A 23,140-nucleotide genomic window follows, 5' to 3' on the forward strand; every position below is an offset into this window, starting at 1 on the left:
TTTATGTTCTTTTATTGATGTGGGTCAAAATACAAACATAGCCATCGGTGTATCATTTAATCATTGGGACATACGACAAGTCACAAATTGGAGGAAATATGGACAGGATATTGATTCAAGCAGTTAATAATGCTCCGGATGCAATCCTCATTTCAGACCGGGAAGGAATTATCAGCTATTGGAACAGCGGAGCAGAGCAAATGTTTGGACACACGGCAGCTGAAGCTGTTGGTCAATCACTTGATCTGATTATTCCTGAAAATCTGCGGGGCCGCCACTGGGATGGCTATCACCGGGTAATGGCATCTGGAGAGACGAAATATAAGACAGGTCTCCTGTCATCACCTGGAATTCGTAAAGACGGATCCCGTGTTTCGCTAGAATTCAGCATGGTACTGCTGCACGACGAAGCAGGCCAATTGCAGGGCTGTGCATCGATCATGCGGGATGTCACCGAACGATGGAAAAAGGAGAAGGAATTGAAAGAGCGATTGACTGTTTGTGAATCAAAACTGGCAGGATCACCTGATTAGGATTCAACAAAATGAGTCAGATGGCAGACTAATACCGGCCAACACTGATTCAGAGGAGAACACACATGAAAGAATCAACTCTTCAAACGAATTACACACTAAATACAACAATCGGTGAGATAGTTGCCGCCGATTATAGAACTGCCAAGGTCTTTGAGTCTCACGGGATTGACTTTTGCTGTGGTGGTAAGGTTGCTCTATCATCAATATGTCAGGAAAAGGCTATCAACCCCGACACGTTATTGCGGGAGATCGAAGCAATCAAAAGTGAACAGATTGATCGTAGCCAAAATTACACCTCATGGGAGCTCCCCTTCCTGGTGGATTACATAGTCAATACACATCATGCATATCTCAAAGAAAACGACGAACAAATTGCCATATACGCTCGAAAAATTGCAGAAGTCCATGGTGCTCATCATCCCGAGGTGATCGAGATCGCCACTATCTTCCAAAAGATAACCGCAGATATGGCAGCCCATCTACTTGAGGAGGAAGAAGTTTTCTTCCCAGCGGTAAAACGGGCCGATGCGGCAAGAAAAGCAGGCAAAGCATCATTGAAAGAAGATTGCGATGTAATTACGGAATCCCTAGCGAAACTCGGCCGCGAGCACGAGGAGATCGGCGATGCTATCCACACGATTCGTCACCTTTCAAAGGATTATGCAATACCAAAAGACACGTGCAATACATTCATGATCACATATCAAAAGCTCAAAGAGTTTGAGGATGATCTCCACAAGCACGTCCACCTGGAGAACAACATCCTCTTCCCCAAAGCGTCACAACTTTAGAACCTTTACGATGCCTCGGTAATTCTTAAGGGTTAGAGCGGATATGGATTACTTCAAAGCTAGAGTTACAAAATTATTGGTGGATTACTTTGGAAATGATTTTCGAAGAATCTCGCATGCGTTAGAGGTCTTGAAACACTCTGAGTTAATTATGGAGAATTTTCAGTGCTGTGATTATGAGATTCTGGTTGCCTCCGCACTTTTACACGATATCGGCATAAAGCAATCTGAAGAGAACCTTGGATATAATAATGGCAAGACTCAAGAGGAGTTCGGTCCGCCGATTGCCGAAATGCTGCTTAACAGCATCTGCTTCTCACAGAGTAAAACAATAAAAGTATGCGAAATCATAGCCAATCATCACTCACCTTCACGGCACGATTATATTGAGCTTAAAATCCTTAAAGAAGCTGACAGAATCGTGAACAAACTGGAAAGTGGCTAAGAAATACCTTGGTAATTCAGAGTGGTAGCGCAGCTAATCCAACCATGGGAGGCAAAACATGTAAATGAAGTATGTGAGAAGATTCACCGTGCTGGCAATACTGGCAGCCACGGGTATTTGGTCAGGGTGCTCACCAAAGAAGGTAGAGCCCTTGAAGACTGTAGCTATCGAAGACGGTACGGTCGACCCTGCTGAGTGGGGTAAAGTGTACCCTAGTCAGTATGAGCTCTGGAAACAGACAGGCGAGCCTACCCCAGCCGGGAAGAGTAAATACAAGAAGGGTTACGATGTTGGTGAGGACCGGCGTGACAAGCTCGATGAGTATCCATTTTTGGCGTTGTTATACAATGGCTGGGGTTTTGGTTCCGAATACCGCGAACCACGTGGACACTATTTTATGGTTCAGGATCAGCTTGAGGTTGACCCAGGCAGGGTAAAAGCAGGTGGTTCATGCCTGACATGTAAAACACCTTACGCACCAATACTAGAGAAACAGATGGGAAAAGCCTACTTCTCAACCCCATACAAGGAAGTGTTGGCAAAACTTCCTAAAGATCAGCAGACCCTCGGCGTCGCTTGTATTGACTGCCATGACAACAGGGGAATGGCTCTAAAGATTTCTCGTGGCTTCACATTAGGCAAAGCACTCAAGAAAATAGGCGTGGACGAGGCAAAACTCACGACTCAAGAAAAGCGGACTCTGGTCTGTGCACAGTGCCATGTCAGTTACATAATCAGTAAGGACAAAGAGATGCATTCGACGGATGTCGTCTTTCCTTGGCAGGGCAGCAAAGTTGGTAATATTAGCATTGAAAACATAATTGCCGAGATCAAGAGTTCTCCTGCACATGCAGAGTGGACACAGAGCGTTACAGGCTTTAAGTTGGGCTTTATTCGTCACCCCGAGTATGAACTATTTTCCAACAACAGCCCACATTGGGCCAACGGCGTTAGCTGTGCGGATTGCCACATGCCGACCGTTGCAAGGGATGGTCAGAAGATTTCCGATCACAGGATTATGAGCCCGCTTAAAAACGATCTGGTCGCTTGCGCCGCCTGCCACGAAGAGAAGCCGCAGGTACTCCGCGATAAGATCTTTGCTATCCAGGATAACACAATGATTGTGTACCTTAAGGCAGGCTATGCAACGGCAACAGACGCGAAACTGTTTGAGATTGCGAACAAGGTTGAGGCATCAGGTAAAAAGATCGATAAGGTTCTCTACGCTCAAGCAAAAGAACAGTACGAGCAGGCTTTCTATCGTCTCATATTCATTGGCGCAGAGAACTCGAATGGTTTCCATAACCCCAAAGAAACCATGCGCGTCTTGAATGATGCTGCAAAATACGCTGCGTCTGCCGAGGCACAGCTTCGCAAGCTGCTCGCGCAGGCTGGAGAAAAGGTGCCGGAAAAGATCGACCTTGAACTCTCAAAGTACACCAACAACCGGGGTGCAAAAAAAATCATGTTCAAACCCGAGCATGAGATAAAGTCCCCCGAAGCTAAATAACTCCATTTCCGGAGAGCGGCACATATCCGCTCTCCGGTTTTAGACAGCTATTTCGGCTTTTCGTCATTTGAATCTTCGGTGAGCGATGAAACTGGCCGTAAGCGGGGTTGTGCCTTGATCATGTGGGACGTATCTGCGAGGTGGAAGAAAGAGAGGGAATTGTAGGTGCATAAGGCTGTTTGCGAAACTAAATTGGCAGGGACATGTGGCTAGATTTCAACATATATCAAGTTATTTTGTTTTTTACTCTTAAATTGACCTGAATCAAACTTATTGCGAACATACCATGAGATCGTTGAGCAAGAGTTTTCAAATTCAGGACGTAGTACATCGGAAGATGCTTATGATGTTCTCAAACAGACATAGTAGGATAGTAATAATATTATTACTGCTGGTTCAGATCTGTCTGCCGCTTACCGGTTCGCTCTACATCTCAACTAATATGAGTACGAGTGAAACCGGTCATACGGAAACCGCGTGTGTCCATTCTGACGCCGATGCCGACCATGAATCCGGGGACCGGCACGATCAGATTCCCCACTGCCACGAACTTGATGCACCATGCGACGCTGTCTCCGGTACGGTAGTTAAACACTCTCCGCTCATTTCGCTTCACAAGGTCTCATACAACGGTGCCTTTCTGCCAGGCTACGGCGCTCCGCTGGAAATCCCCCCGAAATATAACGTTTGACTCATATCTGCCGGCATTATCTTCCTTCGTTGTAAGGCAGTCCCGGCAATAACGTGCAAATTCGCTTAGTACTGGTGAATCAACCGTCAAACCATACACATAAAGGAGAATAACTCATGAGATATACACACATATTTAAAACAGGCATGTTGGCAGTTTCAGTATTTACGGTGCTATTTCTTGCAACCCCTCGCGAAGCTGCTGCCCATTGTGACACCCTGGACGGCCCGGTTATCCAGGATGCCAGAATGGCGATCGAAGGCAAGGATATCACTCCAATTCTGAAATGGGTGAAGCCAAAGGATGAAAAAGCTGTCCGAGCTGCCTTTAACAAAGTGTTGTCCAGTAAATCAAAGAACCAGGAAGAAACAGAGCACAAATTCTTCGCAACCCTTGTCAAAATCCATCGGGCCGGAGAAGGTGCATCATTTACCGGTCTGAAACCGGCTGGCGCAGTAGAACCGGCCGTTGCCGCAGCGGACAAGGCCTTGACGAGCGGTTCAGCCGACGCTCTGGTGAAACTGGTCACCGATGATGTATCCGCTGGTATCAAGACCCGTTACGAGCATGCAGCGACTACATACAAGCATAAGGATGAAAGTGTTGCCCAGGGACGGGAATTTGTGGAAGCTTATGTTGCGTACACCCATTATGTAGAGCGGCTTCATCAGGATGCAACCGCTAAAGGCGCACATGGCGAGCATGGCAAAGTCGAAAAACATAACGAGCATAAAAAAGCGTCAGAGCATTCTACACACTGATGTTATGAGAGGTGTATCAGATTTGACCTCATAACACAGGATTGCTGCCTGGCAGGGACAACGCCCCGTCAGGCAGCTTTTTACTGCGAGTATTATATCGTGGACTATATGATACGTGGCTAATAAGGAGAATCCGCAATGAAAATAGAAGTATTAGGCACCGGTTGTATCGATTGCATTACCCTCTATGAGAACACGAAGAAAGCTCTTGCTGAAAGCGGTAAGAGTGGTGAAGTGGTTAAAGTCGAGGGAATTGTAACAATGTTGAAATACGGCATTCTTAGGCCCCCGGCACTGGTCATCGACGGCCAAGTCAAATCCTCAGGCGAGCTGCTGTCTGTAGCCGCAATCAAGGAGCTACTATGAAATCAACCGTTATTGCTATAGTCACTCTTCTTATGCTTGCCGGTGCTGCCGGAGCGGAGCTCCCTGCAGCTACCGCGACAGCCGTCAATCAGGCCCTGTCGTCCGGCAAGCCGACGCTGATTGATTTTGGCCTGCGCACCTGTCCCGTATGTAAGAAGATGGCACCCTACCTGGAATCTCTGTCCAATGAGTACCGGGGCCGTGCCAATATTCTCTTCATTGATGTACGTTCTGACCAGGCAACCGCCCAGAAATTCCGCGTTCAGATGCTGCCCACCCAGATCTTTATCAATCCGCAAGGGAAAGAGATACAACGTCACACTGGTTTTATGGACAAAGAAGATATCGTCAAAGGATTGAAATCGGCAGGGCTCAAGTGACCTTCATCGATAACATTGAGCAGATCATTACTGCCTACCCGCTGCTGGCCTTCGGCGCAGTTTTTCTGGCAGGAGTTATTTCTTCAGCTTCACCCTGTGTTCTCAGCACCATCCCGCTGGTGGTCGGTTTCGTTGGCGGCTATAGTAATGGTGACCGCTGGAAGGCATTCCGTTATTCCCTGATGTTCATTGTTGGACTGTCTCTCACCTTCACAGCCTTCGGCGCTGCAGCCGGATTGCTCGGCACGGTTTTCGGGGTGGTCGGTGTTTGGTGGTATGTGATTGCCGGTACCGTGGCACTGGTAATGGGTGGTCAGATGATGGGGTTGTATGAAATCCGTCTGCCGATCAAGCGCGATTTCAAGCCAAGACAGGGCGGTATAATTGGAGCGTTCATGCTTGGTCTGTTCTTTGGCCTTGTATCTTCGCCCTGCGCCACACCGGTAATGGTTGTGTTACTGACCGTTGTCACCGGCAAGGGCCAGGTTCTCTACGGCATCATGCTGATGTTCAGCTATGCTGTCGGCCATTGTCTACTCATGCTCGTTGCCGGGACGTTTACCGGTTTTGTGGAGTCTTTTGCCAAAACGCGAGGGGTGCTCAACTTTTCGAACTGGAGCAGGAAGGTAAGCGGTTTCATAATCTCTCTTGCCGGGGCCTGGTTCATCTGGCAGGCATTCTAGACGCTTATAAACAGGATTGAGAAGAGTATCTCGGCACATGCCCATGATACGAAGAGGATAATCATGTACCCAAACGGGGTTTTTACAAAATCTGCCAGTACCATACGGACTGTTGTGCAGTGGTGCTTTATGTTGTGGGTGATCGGGATCGGTATCCGCTTCGGCATGTTTGTCAGTTCTGTTGAACGTGGCGCAGCCGTTCCACTGGTTTCCCGCCCTCCGGGTGTGGAAGGCTTTCTGCCAATCGGAGCTCTAACAAGTCTGAAGTACTGGCTGGTTTCAGGAGAAATACATCCGGTACATCCAGCTGCACTGGTAATATTCGTGACAATTCTGCTCATGAGTCTGCTTGCCAAGAAATCATTTTGCTCATGGCTTTGCCCGGTCGGCACTCTTTCGGAAGGGGCATTCAAGATTGGCCGGAAGTTAGTTGGCCGGAATTATCGTATATGGAGATGGCTTGACTATGGATTACGGAGTATCAAATATCTACTATTGCTGATGTTTGTGAAATTTATCCTGGTGGACATGTCAGTCGAAGCGCTTGGCAGATTTCTGGATGCTCCATACTGGGCAGTCAGCGACGTCAAAATGCTCCATTTCTTCACGAGCATGTCCTTAACCACCATGGTGGTGCTGGCGATCCTGACATTATTATCACTCTTTTACAAAATGTTCTGGTGTAGGTATCTCTGCCCTTATGGTGCATTACTGGGGCTTGCAAGTATTTTCAGCCCTTTTAAAATCCGACGGGACTCGACTGGTTGTACCGGATGTCAGCGCTGCTCCAACGTCTGTCCTTCCAGTCTTGTAATTCATTCCAGAACAGCAGTTACTTCACCGGAATGCACGGGATGTCTCACTTGTGCAGCAAGCTGTCCGGAGCGAAATGTGCTCGCAATGCAGCCTGGCTTTTGGAAACGACCGCTACCATTTTGGGTTTTTCCGACAGTTGTCCTGACCATCTTTATCGGGGGAATCGGTGCTGGAATGGCCAGTGGGCACTGGCAAAGCTCTTTGAACTATGCTGATTATCAGAAGCTGATGCCGCTTGTACCGTACCTGAGTCATTGAACGTAGCAATACGCATTGCACATTTAAAAAGGTGATTATATGTTCATCAGCATTTGTCGTAAACTTCAGCTAACTCTTATCATAACTATCATGCTCCCCATGCAAGCACTCGCTATACCTGCAATTACCTGTCACTGCTTCACAGATCGCTCCTATGACGCTGCGCGGCCTACCTTGGCCGATCCCTATTTTCTAGCCACGACGCAAAATTCCTTTTTTGCTGCTGTTTTTGGAGTGGAGAAAAAGACGATTGTTGTCAAAAAGCAGAAAGGCGTCTCTTCTGATGATTTATGGGTTGCATATTGGCTGGCGGCCAAATCCGGCGTCGATCCTGAAGCTCTGCTTCTCGGGCGCAAAAGCAAAGGAACTTGGCGGCAGGTAGCAACTCCATTGGCTATCCCTGACAAGTCAATGGGGAGTAGAGTAGCTGAAGCCCTGAAAGTCAACGCTGCTGACGAACGATTGGCCAATGCGGTGGTTGACGAACTGGTGCTGCGCTTTCGCTTTCATGGCGAACCAGAATTAATAGCTCTAAGAAAAGCTGGTGCCGGGAACCAGGAGCTGATTATGCTTGGTTTGATTTCATCTAAAACGCATCAACCGGCTGCTAAGCTCTATCGCGATGTCAAAACTGGAACTACAAGTTGGGGGGGCTTGCTAAAGTTGGCAAAGGTAGAACCATCTGAAATCCAGTCTGAGGTCGTAGCACTGGTAATGATTTCAAGTGTTCCTGGATCGAAATAAAATAACCATTTACCCTGAGATGATAAAGCTTGTTCCTTTTCACCTCAGAAAAATAATCATGATGCCGTTGGCATCACAAAATCTCCCCCAGCAAACTGAATTGCAGTCGGCTCGTTGGCGCGAGGCGGCGATACGGCATGCACGCCACCGCACTCAGGGCAAGCCTGAACGAAAGTTTTGAGCACAAAAGATGCTCCGCATCCCTGACATGCTGAAGTCAGTCCACCGTTCGGTACTGGAGACACTGCTATAGCTCCACCATGGGCTGCAAGCACAAATTCCACGAGTTCCCTGCCTGATGCAAATGGTCCTGCCCCCGGTGTTTTGGTTGATCCGCAATCACACATAACCTTCTCCTCTTGATAATATTCACATCGAAATCTAACGACACCTTGCCCTACTGTGTTTCTGATAAGCATGACCTATGTCAAATTATCCGGCTTACTTCATTGAATCCGGTTTATTGATTCAGGTCAAACGCATGCGCCGATTTCTTTGCTAATCTCAGAATCATAACAAAGCAAGGAGACAAACAATGAACTTCAATAACGAACTTGGTGATAAAGCAATACAGGATGTGATGCAGACCTACCCTGAGATCGGCGAGATACTTGCTCGTTACGACATCGGCTGTACCACCTGCAAGGTTGGGATCTGTCTGCTAAAGGATGTTGTATCCATTCACGGCTTATCCAAGGAAGACGAAGCAAAAATTGAGCAGGAAATCAACGAACACTTAGTTAAAAAGGGAGAGTAAATCATGGGAAATCTGGGATGTGGTTGTTCCGGCAGCATGGCGAAGGTAATCGAAAGACCGGTAACAGAAGAAACAAGCAACATCAAGGCGGTCTCTGAACTCAGACAGTGGCCGGTGCAACTCCACCTGGTTCCTCCCGCCGCTCCGTACTTCAAGGATGCTGAGATTCTTGTCTGCGCTGACTGCGTGGCTTTCGCCATGGGGAGCATGCATCAGGACCTGCTGAAGGGAAAGGCGCTGGCAATTGCCTGCCCGAAGCTGGATGATACGGGTACGTACGTGGACAAACTGGCCACGATCTTTTCGACAAACGAGACCCCTCGTGTCACCGTGGCAATCATGGAAGTGCCATGCTGCAAAGGACTCGATATCATGGTTAAGGATGCGATTCAGAAAAGTGGTCGGGATATTCCATTGGACACAGTCATTGTTGGCATCGACGGCAACAGGAGAAATTGATGAAAGTAGACATCACCACAACATTGGTGGAAGAACATCGCCTCATTCTTCGCATGATTGCATTGCTTGAAAAAAATGCCCCTCAAACGGCTGAAGGGAATTACCTCAACTGGCAATTCTATCTTGATGGCATCGACTTCATCCGTCAGTATGCTGACCGTTTTCACCATGCCAAGGAAGAAGATGTCCTTTTCAAGGCATTGGTTGACAACGGTATGCCGAAAGAAAACAGTCCGGTAGCCGCCATGCTGATGGAACATGACCAGGGCCGGAACTTTGTTCGCGCAATGGAATTTGCTGTTCATGAGGCACAATCGGGCCGTACCGACACGTATCAGGCAATTGCAGATAATGCTCTGGGGTATGCTGCTCTGCTGCGGGACCATATAAGTAAGGAAGACGAAATTCTCTACCCGTTAGCAGAACGGGTGATTCCCGAAACTATGCGTACCGGCATCCTGCAGGGATATCAAGCCGCAGAAGCCCATGTATCGCCCGGGTTTGAAAGTCTTTATCAGGCCATTATTGTGCAGTACGAGCAGGAATAGTCTTGAATTCGGAGAATAAAATATGATCACCACGAGCGAAATAGCGGTTACAGCAACTATCTGGGTATTAACAGCTGCCGGCGGGTTCTTCGGCACGCGTGCTGCCTTGCGCAAAAAGAGACTGAAGTGTGAGATCACTAAAAGCAGGCTGCAGCAAACCAGCGGAGTAAATGATCGGTCAACGGACTGCTGAGTCGTTGAACTCCACATGGCTGATTTGCAAAAGAAGCGGTTTCATATTTACTACCATCGTAGTCTGGTCAATAGGCTGGCATTTAAGCTGATTATATTCGTTTGCTCAATCTGCTTGCATATATGTAAAAACCAGCATATTATGTGAATATATAATCACATGAGGTGCCTATGCTCGAAAAGAAAAGCACACGCGTTCGTAAAGAAGAAATCATCCAGGCAGCCCTTGAGGTAGTAGGTAGAAATGGAGTTCGCACTCTTACCATCGCTGCAATAGCAGCATCAGCGGGAATGAGCGAGGCCAATATTTACCGACATTTCAGCGGGAAAGACGACATCTATTCCGCCGTGGCAGAATTCATCGGAAGTTCGGTCATGAGTAATGCCTCCGCCATCGCCGGAGGGAGTCGGAAACCACTGGAAAAACTGGAGACGATCTATTTTTCCCATGTCGCTCTTATCATAGAGCATCCAGGAATTCCACGCTTCGTATTCTCCGATGATATCCATCTGGGGCAGAGGAATCTTGCTGATACCCTCACACTACGCATTGGTACTTATATCGAAACGATAACAGGTGTCATTGCCGCAGGCATAGCGGAAGGTGATTTGAAACCCGGCTTGTCTCCCCGGGAAACGGCCTTAACTCTCCTTGGCATGATCCAGTTTACCGCGTTGCGCTGGACTATAAGTAACGCATCCTTTGAAATACGGCCGGAAGCGGAAAAGCTCTGGCAAAATTTCCTGATCCTTATTCGTTGATTTTTTTTGCACCGAATGTGAATATAAATTCACTTTATATTCAATTTCCAGCATGACATAGGGAACCTTATGAAACGATTTGTGTTTGTGCTGTTGGCTCTCCTGACTTCGACTCAGCCGCTGTATGCTGCAGCCGACCTGACGCTGGACGAGGCGCTGGGTACAGCCCTGAAAAACCACCCCCAAGTTATCGAAGCCAGGGAAAACCTGAACGGTGCCGAAGCTAAAACCGGCCAGACTTTGGCAAATTACTATCCTCAGATAAACCTGACTGCTGACTGGATCAAAGGCCAGACGTACTTTCCGGCCCAGGAAACCATAAAGATTTCTGAAACCAATACTGCGTCACTGTATCTGAAGCAGACCATCTATGATTTTGGCCGCACTGCTGGTTCGGTCGAAGCTGCTCGCGGCAACCGCGAAGCAGCCGATAATGCCCTTACCGTGACCCGACAGGATTTGACGTTACGTGTCAAAGTTGCCTTCTATCTTGTTCTTGCGCTTGAAAAACAGGTCCAGGCCGTCAGAGAAAACGTCAAGGCGCGGGAAGACGTTTTCCGCCAGGCGCAGGAATTTTTCAATCAGGGGATCAGGGCCAGGGTGGACGTAGCCAGGTCAGAAGCTAACTATTTTGCTGCTAAAACGAATCTGATCCGCGCGGAAAGCAATCGGGAGATTGCCCGGGTAGAACTTGCCAATGCCATGGGGATTGCCACCTTGGAGGAACGTACCCCGGTTGCGACGTCCTTCGCTTTACTATCTTTGCCGGAGCGTAACACGTCCCAGCAAAATGCCTTAAGTACCCGCGCAGAACTGCAACAATTTGCGGCTATGAAGTCGGCAGCGAATGGAAATCTCACGTCAGCCAAAAGCAGCTATTTGCCGATTCTCTCCGGTGTCGCCAACATTGGCTATGCCGACCGTGACTTTCCACCCACCGGAAATGTCTGGGGGGTCGGCCTGAACCTGACCGTACCGCTCTTTTCCGGTTTTTCTTCCGTTGAGCAGGTGCGCGAGGCTACTGCTGCTATGAACTCCATCGAGGCCAGGCAGAACAATCTTAAACTTCAGATCATCAAGGAAGTCGAAACAGCCTGGTTTGGCGGAAACGATGCCGCTGCCCGCATGGTATCGACGGAAAAAGAAGTTGCGGCAGCAAACGAAAGCAAATCGCTGGCGGAAGGGCGCTATCAGGAAGGTATCGGCAGCATTATTGAAGTCACCGATGCACAGTCCCAAACGCTTGATGCCCAAACAGCAAACATTCAGGCAAAGTTTGATTATTACACCGCACTGGCACGACTCGACAGGGCTGTGGGCAAACAATGAGAATTACCGTAAAGGAGTACTGTATGGGTCTCTTGAATAGATTGGCAGGAAAGAAAAAATATCTGATCTGGCCCGTTGTTTTCGTGGCTGGGTGGATCGCTCTTAAAATGACTGTCTTAGCCCCTACGAAGGTAAATGTCGTGAGTGTTGAGAAACGCGATCTCACTGCCCAGGTCTACGGCAACGGAACGGTTGAGGCCAAGGTTGTGGTCGGTGTTTCCAGCAAGATCACCGGCAGAATAGTGGAACTGTACGCTGATCAGGGTGATCTGGTGAAACGGGGGCAACTCCTCGCCAAGCTGGAAAATGACGACTTTCGCCACCAGGAACAGCAGTCCGAGGCCGGACTGAGCAAATCAGCGGCCAATCTGAGTGTGGAACAGGCCAATCTCCAAAAGGCCAGGTCAAATCTGACCCTGGCGGAAAAAAATGCCCAGCGTTACAAAAACCTGGCCGAGAAGAACTTTGTCTCCAGGCTGGAGGCCGAACAGTATGATACCGCCAGCCAGGTGGCCAGGGAAGAGGTAGCCCGCAGCCAGGCAGCTGTAGAGGCTGTGCGCATGGAACAGCAGGCTGGCCGGGCCAGCGTTGGCTTTGCCCGAAGCAGGGTTGCAGACACGTTGATCTACGCACCCCAGGATGGGGTCATCATCACCCGTGACCTGGAAAAGGGCGCCACAGTTTCGCCGGGGATGTCGATCTTCAACCTGGCAGACCCGCAAACCGTCTGGGTCAAGGCCAACGTTGACGAATCACAGTTGAAAGGGGTGGCTGTCGGCAGGAAAGCGATGATTACGCTTCGTTCTTCGCCCGGTGAACAACTCTCCGGCCAGGTTGCCCGTCTGGGGCGCCAGAGCGATCGAGTGACCGAAGAGCTAGTTGTGGATGTGGCCTTCAGCGAGCCGCTGAAACAGTTCCGTTTGGGGGAGCAGTCCGATGTGTACATCGTCACGGATACAAAAAAAGATGCTCCGTCACTCCCATCCGCCGCCATTGTCGCCAAGGACAAAAAACGGGGCGTGTGGGTGATACAAGACGGTCGGTTAACATTTAAAGAGGTGACTATTGGGATCGAGGACCGCAGTAATCTGAGCGAAATCGTTGCAGGGCTTGATGCCGGCGACCGTGTAGCAGTGGCTCCACCCGCGAACATGGCAAAATTCAAGGAAGGCATGCGGGTGCGGGGGGCGAAATGAATCTCGCCATTCGGGACATACGCTACCACCGGGGCAGATTTATCCTGACCTCGATTGGCCTTGGGCTGCTCCTCGGTGTGGTTATCAGCATGGGAGGCATCTACCGGGGACTTATCGCCGACGCCCTGGCGATACTACACGCGAATAAGGCCGACATCTGGGTTGTGCAGCAGAATACCAACGGCCCGTTTGCCGAGAGTTCGCGCATCCCGGAAGACATCAAGTACCGAGTACGGGCGGTGCCCGGTGTTGCTGAGGCATCCCCGCTTTCCTTCCAGACGGTCCAGATCGAGCGTCACGGCAAACCCTTCCGCTTTTTCCTGATGGGTTATGAATTGAGCGGCTTCGGCGGACCGCCGGAGATAGTTGCCGGTCGCGGCATCCGCCAAAAGCATTACGAAATGGTGGCTGCCAAGGCGATGGGAATGCAGATTGGGGAAAAGATCCATCTGGGTCTCCATGATTACACGATCGTAGGATTAACCGGCAAGATTGTCTCTTCCAGCGGAGATCCGGTTGCCTATGTGAGTCTGGCCGACGCCCAGAACATTCAGTTCAAAAAGGACAACGACGCCATCAGGAACGACCGGGAACGGATCGGTGCCAATCTGGAGCAGCTCTATAAAAAGGCCGGAGGAAGCACATCCCGCCGGCCTTGAAAGGAGTACACATGGCAGCGTGTACTCATCCAACACTCATAATGTTGGATTTTTATTACCCGGCTTGCCCATAAAGACACGTACCGAGGAGATCTAAGCTTCTATATTTGCAATCAAATCTGAATACTTTACGTCAAACAAGGTTCTTGGCTTGCCCATAAATTCTTCCGTATAAGAGTGTAAAACTTCAAATTCGGCATCAATATTTATCTCTCTCTTGTACTGGAATGTGTCCCAGCGATTGGAATCAATGATCCTGATCTTTTCACCTTTTGTACAGGTTGCAATCAAAACAGGAAGTGAATCTCTGGCATTATTGTCCCACAGAAACGCGGCATCAGCCATCGGGAACACTCTCTCCACTGAAGCCGGCATATCCCGGTGTGCTTCAAGAAACATCCTGAAGCTCGGTCGTAATGCCAGGGAAATATCAATATCTTTACTTAAAAAAACAGTAAATGCGTTGAATTCTCCGGCAACATGTCTGGTCAGCGACCTTTTCCAGGCTTCAGAAGCTTGCGCGGTAATATAATTACATTCAATAAAGCGACCTGCATTTTGACCAAGCGAAATATACTCTTCAGCTCTTTTTGACACACAAAAGGGCCAATCTACGGTTACTCTCAACACATCGCTATACGCCACCGCAGATCTCTCACGACCATACACCATACTGATATGATCTCTTACATCCTGCTCTCTGACCTCAACATTATAGCTTTTCGCTTCCTTGACGACCATGGCGTCATAATCAAGGTGAACAAATTCCTCATTCGATTTATTTTGGTTCCGTACAAGAATATAAGAACTTTTTCCGGAAGCCGGCGGCCCACCTACTAACTCCAGTATTCTTCTCAATAAGTACCCCCTGGTCTTTATATCCAGTCGATCCCCGAAAACCTCGTCAGCAAATCATATGTCGATCGATACCAAGTTCCTCTCTTGTATGTCCGAGCGCCAGACCAATCATTTGCGACAGGTGTAGAACCGGTACATTCCCGCGAACGGTTCGCCCCTCTAACGCCTTTAACTGATAGGCATCAAGCGCGGTATGACAGAGCGGACAGGGTGTTACAATATAATCTGCATTACCGCGGACCGCAGTTTCCAGAACATCTCCCGACATCGTTAACGACTCTTTCTCCGCTACGAGGAGTGTATGGAAACCGCAGCATTTGTTTTTTGACGAAAACTCAACCACGGTTCCACCCAGAGCCTCGATCACTTGATCAAGAGAGGATGGAGCGACCGGGTTGTCTCTGCCGAGCAGATGCGAGGGCCTGATGATGTGACAACCGTAAAAGGGAGCAAACCGGATTCCTGACAATGGTTTGGACACCTTTTCTGTCAGTCGCTCCAGGCCATAGTCTTCTGTGATAACCCAAAGGATATGTTTTACGTCGCTGGCTCCGCTGTAGTACAACCCATCCGCTTCCAGCAGGCGATTTACGTTCTCCCTCTTTTCGGATGAGTTGTCCAGGATCTGTTTGGCGCGTCGCAAGGTCAGCAGACAGGTACTGCACGACGTCACCAGATCAAGCCCCAGCTGCTCGGCAAGGGCAAGATTCCTGCCATTGACCGCCAGAAAGTGATCAGGACTGACATAATCGAGATTACTGCCGCCGCAGCAGGTCCCTTTTTCGAGCTTGACCATGGTTATTCCGAGGTCTTTGTTCAACTGCTCAAGCGAGCCGTCAACCTCTTTGGTCATAGATTCGTTTATGCAACTGAGAAAGTAGGCAAATTTCATGATATCCTCACGACTTTCCGGCATGACGGCCGCATGTTCGTCCGACAAGTTTCCGGTACATTTCACGGACACGCTCTATTTCGGGAATCTTATGGGGGAATAATGGCGGTATTCTTCGTTTGACCGCCATCCTCACGGCAAGTGGAAACATACCGAAACTGCCGGCGACCCCCTTAGTGCGCAGGGGAAGAGTAGACTCCTTTAGTCGGCCGGAATCACGGATATCATCAAAAAAGGCCTGTGCATGCCGGGACCCTTCCGTGTCGGCCATGGTGCGCTCAAAGGTCTCTTCCCGAAGTCGATGGATTCCGTCCATGATCGGTATTTTCTTTGTGCAGTGTTCAACGCAGCGGTAGCAATGAGTGCAATCCCACAAACCGTGGTCTTTTGTGACACATTTTAGTCGATCAGCACCCTGGGTATCCCGCGTGTCATTGTTCAATCGGAACGTTTTGAGCAATACCGGTGGTGAGATATAGCGCGAATTGACTCCCGACATGCTACACTCTGAATAACATGAGGCACAAAGAATACAGTCGGTAGCGGTATTAATTACCTCGAACTCTTCATCGCTGACAAAGTGTTCCCTGCATCCCATCTGTTCTTCTGACGTTGCCGGAACGAGCCACCCTTGATTCTGCGTCAGCTTCTCCATCATGGGGTCCATATCGACCAGCAGATCGCGAATCACCGGCAGATTTTTGAGCGGTTCGATCAAAATGGGCTCATCGCCATGCAGTTCATCCCACACCTGGGTTGTGCAGGCAAGTTTAGAGACTCCGTTGACACGCACCGCGCAGGAACCACAGATACCGGCCTGACAGAAAGCCCGGAAGGTAAGACGAGGTTCGAGCTGTTCTTTGATATGGTTCAGGGCGCGCAGGATGGTTATCCCCTTTTCGACAAATATCTTGAAGTTATCAAAAAACGGGGCGCAGTCTACCTGCGGGTTATAGCGCTGGATTCGGAAGGCAACCTCTTTTAGTTCCATTAGTAACTCCTTGATTCCAGAGGGTGGATCCCCATTGTCACCGGCTTGCTTCCGGACACGATGTGCCCGTCATGACCCCAGTTGCAGAGGGAGTGTTTATGCCATGAGGCATCGTCCCGCACCGGAAAATCTTCACGGTGATGCGAACCTCTGCTTTCCTGGCGTTCCATGGCTGACACGGCAACGCACAGTGCAAGGTCGAGCATATTCTTCAGCTCCAGGATCTGAATCAGATTGGTATTGAACACGGTACCGGTATCGAAAAGCCGGATGCGCTGAAAACGTTCCCGTAAAGCGTGGATGTCATCGACACCTTGACGCAGTCGTTCACCGATCCGATAGATGCCCACATTCTCACTCATTGTCCGACCGAGTTCTTCTCTGATCAGCCCGTAGCGTTCATACCGGTCATGACCGGCATATGCCTTAATTTCCGACTTGTTTTTTTCGACTGCAGCAGATGGAACCTGACGAAATTTGCGTTCCTGTGCATCAAGAGCTGCCTCCCGACCGGCCAACTTGCCAAACACAAGGATATCAAGGAGTGAGTTACCACCAAGGCGGTTGGCACCATGTACGGAGACACAGGCGCATTCACCGATGGCATAGATTCCGCGCACCGCAGTGCGGGCCATATGGGTATCTATGCCCCCCATGGAATAATGGGCGGTCGGTCGGACCGGAATCGGCTCCTCAATCGGATCCACTCCCTCGAAGTGCATTGAAAGCTCTCTGATCTGAGGAAGTTTTTTCTTGATTGCCTCGGCACCCAGATGCCGCAGATCCAACTCGACATAGCTGCCGGCCTCACTACTAAAACCGTTGCCTTCGATTATCTCGGTCTCCATGGAGCGTGCTACCAGATCACGCGGGCCAAGTTCCATCTTCAGCGGGGCATAACGAGCCATGAATCGTTCGCCATGACGGTTGAGAAGGTAGCCCCCCTCACCTCGCGCAGCCTCCGTTACCAACAGCCCGCTTTTGCGCAGGCCAGTGGGATGGAACTGGATAAATTCCATGTCCTTCAAGGGGATACCTGTGCGCAATGCGGCTGCCTGCCCATCGCCCGTATTGCCGGAGGCATTGCTGGATCTGTTCCAGTACATCTTGGCGTGGCCGCCGGTGGCCAAGACGACCGTCCTGGCAGAAAAGGTCTCAATTGCGCTGGTGCGCATATTCATCGCCACCAATCCCTGACATTCACCGTTGTCATGCTCCAGCGAGAGGAGAAAATATTCGTTAAAAAACCTGACACCACGGCGGAGACACTGTTCATAGAGGGTATGCAGGATGGTGTGCCCGGTTTTGTCGGCGCAGTAGCAGCAACGGTCTTTGACGGTCCCTCCGAACGGCCGCTGGGCGATGGAGCCGTCGGCAAATCGTGAAAACGGGGCACCAAGATTTTCCAGTTCCCGCACCACAGGGGCAGCCTGATTGCAGAGGTATGCCACGGCATCCTGATCCGCCAGATAGTCACTTCCCTTTATGGTATCAAAAATATGGAGTGCCGGAGTATCATCGCTGTCCTTATTGGCCAACGCAGCATTGACACCGCCCTGGGCAGCGGACGTATGGGAACGGGTGGGATATACCTTTGAAATGACAGCCACTGAAATCCCCGGCGCGGTACGAAACGCCTCCAGTGCGGCAAAAAGACCACCACCGCCGGCACCCACAATAACCATATCATATGAATATTCCATCGTTTTCTCCCTGGCAGCTCCGTTTGAAACCGTCTTGAACCCGTTTCAGGTGACCGGACTACAATGCCACCTGGGTGATCGCCGGTAATTCCTCCACGGCTCGGAAAATCTCTATTTCACTAATGATACCGAGCAGATCTCTCCCCCGCAGCACAACCAGACGTCTGACACCGAGCTTGTTCATCATCCTCAGGGCGTATTTGACCCTCATCTCCGGATCTATGCTGAAGACCGGCTTGTTCATAATCTCATGTACCTGAGTATTCCAGATGTCACGGTAGATGTTCTCGCCCGGGTCGATCACCTTGCCAAGTATGTCGCGAACCGTCAGTATGCCGAACGCATCATCATCGTTTGCCGGCAGTATGACCAGGCTGGCAACCTTGCGCGATTTCATAACCTGAATGGCTTCGGCTACCGTGTGGCTACCGTTGAAGGTCACCATATCCCTCTGCATCAACTCTGAAACGGGTGTGTTTCGGATTCTTTTGAGAGCTTCCATGATTAATCTCCTGGCATTATTAGTATTACGACAGATATTTGAGCTCTTCCGGCAAAGTGCGACAATCAAGATCGCGGCCCTTGCTGCGATGATCGATAATTTCAGCAGAGATCCCTGCCATCCTGCCGTAAAGAAAGATTGTAAATACAATCTCTTGCGCTTCATTCTCGCTCAATTCACCGCTATGCAGCTGTTTCCAGAAGAGATCCAGTGCGATGCAGGCCAGAGCTGCATCAACATTTACACAGTATCGGTTTGGGGTAATCCCCTCGGAATACAGCTCATCAGCCAGAACATGATAGTATTCAAGAAACGGATTGCTGACTCCCCTGGCTGTGAGTTGACGATGAAGATACGCCTCACGGGGATCCTCATTTTTTTGTTTACCGCGAAAAACCGGGTGATTCAGACAGGGAACCCGAACGCTGAAGCCATCCAGCTTTGCTTTTCGCTTGCAGGCCACAAATTCCTGCACCGCTTTGGAGGCGAGATCTATAAACATGTTCTGCTGTTTCTGTTCACCGGCATGATACGGATCTGTGTCAGCAAACGTTTTGAGCAGGTAGCTCACCGCCTCAAATCCGTTACCGCCATGGGCAAGTCCGGTATTGGTCATAAATCCGGCATAGGCTGTGGCAATGTGGTTCCTGGCGCTGACGCTCTCTTTTGCACCTTTGGCGCTCAGCGTTCCCGGTCCATTGGTCACGGTCAGGTTCAACAAAGAATTGAAGGTAAACAGTTCATGCTCATCCGCTGTTCGACTGAACATGATCTGGAAGCAGGTTGACGAAAAATCCGCCGTCAGCAATGACAGATCAGAGAGATCATGCAGTTTCTGCCAGAAACTGTTTTTACTGGATGACACCGGCGAGACGCCGACAATAATCCCGTTCAGTCCCAGATAGGTTGCCATATCCTGAGCTGTCTCCCGGCTGATGCGACGATCACAGAGCTGCCCCCATGACAATCCCAGCAACATTGCAGATAGCAGCATTTTGAAAGGATCAGTACCGCTAATTTCCGGACTGGACTGAGCGCAGTAAGCCTGGGCAAAGCGAGTGAGCACCGTTTCCTGACCGGTTTTTTTCAGAATTTCCCCAAAATATTCGCCAAGTTTTTCAGAATTTGCCTCGCGCGTCATTGCAGGCAGTTTCGATACTGTGGTGCAGGTACTGGCAATCAGTTTTTCATCAATGGCCAGACTGCCACCGATTACAGGGTAAAACAGGTCGATCATCCATGCGCTTATCGAACGTACGTCTTCAAAGAGGCTATTGTTGCCGGCCAGCAGTATATCAGCGGCAATGTAAGCATTTGGTGTGCAGCCGTTTGCCCGTCCGCGGGCCACAGTAGCTACATTCTCACTCCCCTTGGAGACAAACCAGTTAAGCAGAGGATTGATAAGAGCCATTTGCTTGGCATCCGGCATGGTTTTGAGGATTGCATAGATACACATGGCACCGAACGGCACATCGATAAGATCGAGTAGTTTGTTGCCATGGAACGAGATGCCGTGATTATTCGGATCAATGTGGCTCGCCCCTGAACAATTGCGCATCGGCTCTCGTATTGTACGAGCTCCGATAAGTTCATTAGCCTTGTCAATTTCTTCACCATAGGGAGAGACCGCCTTGACCGGAATCATCTTCAGGTGACTCGGCAAAACCAGGCCATGGTCATTGACAAACCACGGTTTCAGGCTGAGATCGCCGGTCGGCTCGAAGTCGGGCTGGTCTCCGTGCAGCTGCATACAAGCGCCGACCGCTTCCGCAACATCCTGAATGGTAGTTATGCGGACACCTCGCCGAGACACCTCTGGATGGTTCGGATTGAATACCGGCACACCGAAGTATTCATCGAACCAGCGTTCTTTGGCTTCGGCATCATCCCCGCAGCCGGCCATGGCACCAGCGTGGCCGCACGAGCGGGTGAGATTCTTTTTCCAGCGACCTGTTACACAGGCAATGACCGGTTTGGTGAGCTTGAAACGCCCCTCTGTTATCCAGTCGAGAGCCTGTTTTTCATAGTAACCACCCGGTTCAACATACACAACGATCGCCTTGGTGCGTGGGTCGTTCTCGGCGCAATAGAGAAACTCCGCCAGAGCAAAATGGATGTAGACGTCCTTGCCGCTGCTCAGGATGGTAGAAGTGCCAAATCCGCCCGTCTTCAGGTACTCTGATAACGTAGTGCTGAAGTTTCCCGAGTTGCTGTAGATAGCAACGCTTCCCTTTCTCAGGCTTTCTGCCGGCTTATCGCCACCCAGTGCCCCGCCGATCCTTACCTGATCCCATGAATTGGCAATCCCCAGAGTGTTTGCGCCGATAACGTCTACTTTCCTGTTCTGGCAGCCATAGCGAATCAACCGTGAATCACGTACCGGCACCTTTTCCGTTACAATCACGATGCGCTTCAGATCGACGTTGCGGGCACACATTTCGGAGACCGCATGGGATACGGCCGTAGGAGGAAGATAAATCACTCCGGTGTCAAACTGGACACCGGACCGGATAACATCGGATACACTGCCGAACACCGGAATATCCCCAATCGAAGTTTCAAAGGCACCGCCCGATTCACCATACTGAACCCCGGCAACAACGTTACCACCGCTATAGGCGTGAGACACCGGCGTCACTGTTGAACTTTCGGTGCCACGGATGTTCATGATACAGACGCGGGAATGCTTATTCACCAGTTCATGCAAGGACTGAACGCCGACAAAATAGGGAAATGGATTATTGAGGTAGTTCATGCTCTGCTCCTTGCCTGTGTGTTCTTGCCAGATGCGGCGACTTTAACTCCGGCACGGTTTGTATTACCCGAAACATGCCGACCTGTGATCTCGCTCTCCAACTCCATGGCATGCTGGAGAACGCTCATCATACTGCTGTCATGTCCGAAGAAGCGATGCGGCACTCGCAGACTATCAAGCACATCACGTCCGTACACCATTCCTTCAATAACCTTTGGGCCGCCTCTACCTGCCACCACAACAATGTGAGGATTCAGGTGGATATGCTCCTTGAGTGAATCAAAAATAGCCTTAAACGTGGTGAAGATATCCGTATTGTTGGCTCGCCCCCCCACCAACATGACCACTTTGGCTTGTGGGAGCCAGTGCCGGAAAGTGATGTCAGCAATGGCCTTTATTTTCTCATAGGGAGGATTGCCGCCGAAGTCCGAGGAGATGATTCCCTTGTCTCCCAGTACCTCCGTGGCGGCACTGTTGGCACCACCGCCAAAGATAAACGGCAGAATAGTGCCCTTGGGATTTATCTCGGTAACATCACTTTGCCCCTGATGAGTTCTCAAAACATTGATCTCTGCTTCAAACTGGGTGATATTGGTCGAAAATATCTCCTCAGGGTACCCCAGGCGTTTCCACGCCTGATTGTCCTGGTCGAAGGATGCTTTGATATCGCAGGCATAAGGGATGTAGCGACCCTTTACCCGCCCCATTCTGATAGGGTTGAGCTCCAGAGTGGTCAAGCCATAACTGTCATAGGCCTGCCACAGCTTCGGCAGATGCTGCACAAGCTGGCTGATATACTGCGGAGGGCACTTCAGTTCGCGCAACGCATCATTTATATGGAAAGATTTTACTCCCGTTACCGGATTGAAGAGGATCGTACGCTTGGCATCTTGTGGCACATCCTCGACATCAACGCCGCCCTCCATAGTCAATAGCAACACCGGCATACGGTGTTCGCTTGAATCGGCAATGCTGACATAGATCTCAACATCAGAAGCGATGTACCCCTCGAAGGTTACTCCGCAAGCCTGAACGGGGCGGTTCCCTTGATTATGGGTCGCGAAGAATAATTCCCTTTTTGCAACCATGGCATCAAACACGTTGGTGACGACCCGCACCAACCCGGCTTTCCCCTTTTTCCCCACTCCGCCCAGAAACACCGGCTTAACGATGCATTTGCCGCCATGCGTCTCGATGAGATGGCTGATCTCATCGTGGGATGCGTCTTCGGACAGAACCGGGGCAACGGGAAATTCAACCATGTCTAAAAGACGTTTTCCATATTTCAATCCGGTTAATTGCATAAAGTACCTCTCTTATAGTTACGGTAAAACTGATTAAAACCTTACGGTTTACGGACACCACACATTAATATAACAGTGTTTAGCAATAGCTGTGCCAATGGAAAATCCAACCCGATATGATTTTAAAGCGCATATAATTACAGGCTTTTTTTACTGTGACTCTCAAAACTACGTTTAAATGTAAGGTCTATGTTTCATCTGCGTTACGAAACATGTTTCGAGACCGTAACAAAAATGACGGATGTTACGCGA

At 49.9% G+C, this 23,140-nt stretch carries 25 protein-coding genes; 18 read left to right on the forward strand and 7 right to left on the reverse strand.

The features are described from left to right. The first annotated feature begins 98 nt into the window (after positions 1-98). From ACOCF6_RS12635 to ACOCF6_RS12720, 18 genes are all read left to right on the forward strand, one after another. A complete protein-coding gene (locus ACOCF6_RS12635; protein WP_214170289.1) occupies positions 99-533 on the forward strand; it encodes a PAS domain-containing protein in 435 nt (144 codons plus the stop codon). Between the two features lie 65 nt (positions 534-598). Then, positions 599-1,327: an iron-sulfur cluster repair di-iron protein gene (gene ric / locus ACOCF6_RS12640; protein ID WP_482460655.1), complete on the forward strand. Its 729-nt coding sequence runs from the start codon at positions 599-601 to the stop codon at positions 1,325-1,327. A gap of 43 nt (positions 1,328-1,370) precedes the next feature. Further along, the gene (locus tag ACOCF6_RS12645) at positions 1,371-1,772 is read left to right on the forward strand and encodes an HD domain-containing protein (protein ID WP_482460656.1); all 402 of its coding nucleotides are present in this window, start codon (positions 1,371-1,373) and stop codon (positions 1,770-1,772) included. A gap of 64 nt (positions 1,773-1,836) precedes the next feature. Beyond that, entirely contained in the window at positions 1,837-3,282 is a 1,446-nt protein-coding gene (locus ACOCF6_RS12650; RefSeq protein WP_482460700.1) for an ammonia-forming cytochrome c nitrite reductase subunit c552, read from the forward strand. Positions 3,283-3,625: 343 nt separating this feature from the next. Next, a complete protein-coding gene (locus tag ACOCF6_RS12655; protein WP_482460658.1) occupies positions 3,626-3,973 on the forward strand; it encodes a hypothetical protein in 348 nt (115 codons plus the stop codon). A gap of 116 nt (positions 3,974-4,089) precedes the next feature. Continuing rightward, positions 4,090-4,734: a DUF6448 family protein gene (locus tag ACOCF6_RS12660; protein WP_482460701.1), complete on the forward strand. Its 645-nt coding sequence runs from the start codon at positions 4,090-4,092 to the stop codon at positions 4,732-4,734. Between the two features lie 138 nt (positions 4,735-4,872). Next, the gene (locus ACOCF6_RS12665) at positions 4,873-5,100 is read left to right on the forward strand and encodes a thioredoxin family protein (RefSeq protein ID WP_482460702.1); all 228 of its coding nucleotides are present in this window, start codon (positions 4,873-4,875) and stop codon (positions 5,098-5,100) included. Continuing rightward, positions 5,097-5,480 (forward strand): thioredoxin family protein, encoded by a 384-nt coding sequence (locus ACOCF6_RS12670; protein ID WP_482460703.1) that lies wholly within the window; start codon positions 5,097-5,099, stop codon positions 5,478-5,480. Before ACOCF6_RS12665 ends, ACOCF6_RS12670 begins: the two co-directional genes overlap by 4 nt. Further along, entirely contained in the window at positions 5,477-6,163 is a 687-nt protein-coding gene (locus ACOCF6_RS12675) for a cytochrome c biogenesis CcdA family protein (protein ID WP_482460704.1), read from the forward strand. The genes ACOCF6_RS12670 and ACOCF6_RS12675 overlap by 4 nt, the downstream gene beginning before the upstream one ends. A gap of 63 nt (positions 6,164-6,226) precedes the next feature. Next, the gene (locus ACOCF6_RS12680) at positions 6,227-7,237 is read left to right on the forward strand and encodes a 4Fe-4S binding protein (RefSeq protein WP_482460705.1); all 1,011 of its coding nucleotides are present in this window, start codon (positions 6,227-6,229) and stop codon (positions 7,235-7,237) included. A 39-nt stretch (positions 7,238-7,276) separates the two neighbouring features. Continuing rightward, positions 7,277-7,981 carry a hypothetical protein gene (locus ACOCF6_RS12685; RefSeq protein ID WP_482460706.1) on the forward strand — a complete coding sequence of 235 codons (705 nt, stop codon included), beginning with the start codon at positions 7,277-7,279 and terminating at the stop codon, positions 7,979-7,981. A 535-nt stretch (positions 7,982-8,516) separates the two neighbouring features. Continuing rightward, positions 8,517-8,738: a hypothetical protein gene (locus ACOCF6_RS12690; protein ID WP_482460707.1), complete on the forward strand. Its 222-nt coding sequence runs from the start codon at positions 8,517-8,519 to the stop codon at positions 8,736-8,738. 3 nt (positions 8,739-8,741) lie between these two features. Next, entirely contained in the window at positions 8,742-9,197 is a 456-nt protein-coding gene (locus ACOCF6_RS12695) for an iron-sulfur cluster-binding oxidoreductase (protein WP_482460708.1), read from the forward strand. After that, positions 9,197-9,745, forward strand: coding sequence for a hemerythrin domain-containing protein (locus tag ACOCF6_RS12700; protein ID WP_482460709.1), 549 nt, complete (start codon positions 9,197-9,199; stop codon positions 9,743-9,745). Before ACOCF6_RS12695 ends, ACOCF6_RS12700 begins: the two co-directional genes overlap by 1 nt. Before the next feature lie 363 nt (positions 9,746-10,108). Then, positions 10,109-10,699: a TetR/AcrR family transcriptional regulator gene (locus tag ACOCF6_RS12705; protein WP_482460710.1), complete on the forward strand. Its 591-nt coding sequence runs from the start codon at positions 10,109-10,111 to the stop codon at positions 10,697-10,699. 69 nt (positions 10,700-10,768) lie between these two features. Further along, on the forward strand, positions 10,769-12,028 hold the full coding sequence (locus ACOCF6_RS12710) for a TolC family protein (RefSeq protein WP_482460711.1): 1,260 nt from the start codon (positions 10,769-10,771) through the stop codon (positions 12,026-12,028). 23 nt (positions 12,029-12,051) lie between these two features. After that, positions 12,052-13,224, forward strand: coding sequence for an efflux RND transporter periplasmic adaptor subunit (locus ACOCF6_RS12715; protein WP_482460712.1), 1,173 nt, complete (start codon positions 12,052-12,054; stop codon positions 13,222-13,224). Further along, positions 13,221-13,883, forward strand: a complete 663-nt coding sequence (locus ACOCF6_RS12720) for an ABC transporter permease (RefSeq protein ID WP_482460713.1) — start codon at positions 13,221-13,223, stop codon at positions 13,881-13,883. Before ACOCF6_RS12715 ends, ACOCF6_RS12720 begins: the two co-directional genes overlap by 4 nt. Before the next feature lie 93 nt (positions 13,884-13,976). On the opposite strand, the gene ACOCF6_RS12725 is transcribed toward ACOCF6_RS12720, so the two are convergent. From ACOCF6_RS12725 to ACOCF6_RS12755, 7 genes are read right to left on the reverse strand one after another with little or no spacing between them, the layout of a single operon-like run. Then, on the reverse strand, positions 13,977-14,741 hold the full coding sequence (locus ACOCF6_RS12725; protein WP_482460714.1) for a hypothetical protein: 765 nt from the start codon (positions 14,739-14,741) through the stop codon (positions 13,977-13,979). A gap of 46 nt (positions 14,742-14,787) precedes the next feature. Next, a complete protein-coding gene (locus tag ACOCF6_RS12730; RefSeq protein ID WP_482460715.1) occupies positions 14,788-15,699 on the reverse strand; it encodes a CoB--CoM heterodisulfide reductase iron-sulfur subunit B family protein in 912 nt (303 codons plus the stop codon). Continuing rightward, the gene (locus tag ACOCF6_RS12735) at positions 15,641-16,624 is read right to left on the reverse strand and encodes a succinate dehydrogenase/fumarate reductase iron-sulfur subunit (RefSeq protein ID WP_482460716.1); all 984 of its coding nucleotides are present in this window, start codon (positions 16,622-16,624) and stop codon (positions 15,641-15,643) included. The genes ACOCF6_RS12730 and ACOCF6_RS12735 overlap by 59 nt, the downstream gene beginning before the upstream one ends. Continuing rightward, on the reverse strand, positions 16,624-18,327 hold the full coding sequence (locus tag ACOCF6_RS12740; RefSeq protein WP_482460717.1) for an FAD-dependent oxidoreductase: 1,704 nt from the start codon (positions 18,325-18,327) through the stop codon (positions 16,624-16,626). The genes ACOCF6_RS12735 and ACOCF6_RS12740 overlap by 1 nt, the downstream gene beginning before the upstream one ends. Positions 18,328-18,385: 58 nt before the next feature. Continuing rightward, positions 18,386-18,829: a CBS domain-containing protein gene (locus ACOCF6_RS12745; RefSeq protein WP_482460718.1), complete on the reverse strand. Its 444-nt coding sequence runs from the start codon at positions 18,827-18,829 to the stop codon at positions 18,386-18,388. 25 nt (positions 18,830-18,854) lie between these two features. Then, the gene (locus ACOCF6_RS12750) at positions 18,855-21,584 is read right to left on the reverse strand and encodes a CoA-binding protein (protein WP_482460719.1); all 2,730 of its coding nucleotides are present in this window, start codon (positions 21,582-21,584) and stop codon (positions 18,855-18,857) included. After that, positions 21,581-22,888 carry an ATP citrate lyase citrate-binding domain-containing protein gene (locus ACOCF6_RS12755; protein WP_482460720.1) on the reverse strand — a complete coding sequence of 436 codons (1,308 nt, stop codon included), beginning with the start codon at positions 22,886-22,888 and terminating at the stop codon, positions 21,581-21,583. Before ACOCF6_RS12755 ends, ACOCF6_RS12750 begins: the two co-directional genes overlap by 4 nt. Positions 22,889-23,140 lie beyond the last annotated feature (252 nt).

This window comes from Geobacter psychrophilus, from assembly GCF_056821595.1.

Coding starts and splice junctions, on each gene's coding strand:
- ACOCF6_RS12645 (WP_482460656.1), top strand. CDS start 1,371: ATGGATTACTTCAAAGCTAGAGTTACAAAATTATTGGTGGATTACTTT.
- ACOCF6_RS12710 (WP_482460711.1), top strand. CDS start 10,769: ATGAAACGATTTGTGTTTGTGCTGTTGGCTCTCCTGACTTCGACTCAG.
- ACOCF6_RS12660 (WP_482460701.1), top strand. CDS start 4,090: ATGAGATATACACACATATTTAAAACAGGCATGTTGGCAGTTTCAGTA.
- ACOCF6_RS12690 (WP_482460707.1), top strand. CDS start 8,517: ATGAACTTCAATAACGAACTTGGTGATAAAGCAATACAGGATGTGATG.
- ACOCF6_RS12715 (WP_482460712.1), top strand. CDS start 12,052: ATGGGTCTCTTGAATAGATTGGCAGGAAAGAAAAAATATCTGATCTGG.
- ACOCF6_RS12740 (WP_482460717.1), bottom strand. CDS start 18,327: ATGGAATATTCATATGATATGGTTATTGTGGGTGCCGGCGGTGGTGGT.
- ACOCF6_RS12655 (WP_482460658.1), top strand. CDS start 3,626: ATGATGTTCTCAAACAGACATAGTAGGATAGTAATAATATTATTACTG.
- ACOCF6_RS12745 (WP_482460718.1), bottom strand. CDS start 18,829: ATGGAAGCTCTCAAAAGAATCCGAAACACACCCGTTTCAGAGTTGATG.
- ACOCF6_RS12700 (WP_482460709.1), top strand. CDS start 9,197: ATGAAAGTAGACATCACCACAACATTGGTGGAAGAACATCGCCTCATT.
- ACOCF6_RS12695 (WP_482460708.1), top strand. CDS start 8,742: ATGGGAAATCTGGGATGTGGTTGTTCCGGCAGCATGGCGAAGGTAATC.
- ACOCF6_RS12685 (WP_482460706.1), top strand. CDS start 7,277: ATGTTCATCAGCATTTGTCGTAAACTTCAGCTAACTCTTATCATAACT.
- ACOCF6_RS12665 (WP_482460702.1), top strand. CDS start 4,873: ATGAAAATAGAAGTATTAGGCACCGGTTGTATCGATTGCATTACCCTC.
- ACOCF6_RS12635 (WP_214170289.1), top strand. CDS start 99: ATGGACAGGATATTGATTCAAGCAGTTAATAATGCTCCGGATGCAATC.
- ric (WP_482460655.1), top strand. CDS start 599: ATGAAAGAATCAACTCTTCAAACGAATTACACACTAAATACAACAATC.
- ACOCF6_RS12750 (WP_482460719.1), bottom strand. CDS start 21,584: ATGAACTACCTCAATAATCCATTTCCCTATTTTGTCGGCGTTCAGTCC.
- ACOCF6_RS12755 (WP_482460720.1), bottom strand. CDS start 22,888: ATGCAATTAACCGGATTGAAATATGGAAAACGTCTTTTAGACATGGTT.
- ACOCF6_RS12670 (WP_482460703.1), top strand. CDS start 5,097: ATGAAATCAACCGTTATTGCTATAGTCACTCTTCTTATGCTTGCCGGT.
- ACOCF6_RS12705 (WP_482460710.1), top strand. CDS start 10,109: ATGCTCGAAAAGAAAAGCACACGCGTTCGTAAAGAAGAAATCATCCAG.
- ACOCF6_RS12680 (WP_482460705.1), top strand. CDS start 6,227: ATGTACCCAAACGGGGTTTTTACAAAATCTGCCAGTACCATACGGACT.
- ACOCF6_RS12720 (WP_482460713.1), top strand. CDS start 13,221: ATGAATCTCGCCATTCGGGACATACGCTACCACCGGGGCAGATTTATC.
- ACOCF6_RS12650 (WP_482460700.1), top strand. CDS start 1,837: ATGAAGTATGTGAGAAGATTCACCGTGCTGGCAATACTGGCAGCCACG.
- ACOCF6_RS12735 (WP_482460716.1), bottom strand. CDS start 16,624: ATGGAACTAAAAGAGGTTGCCTTCCGAATCCAGCGCTATAACCCGCAG.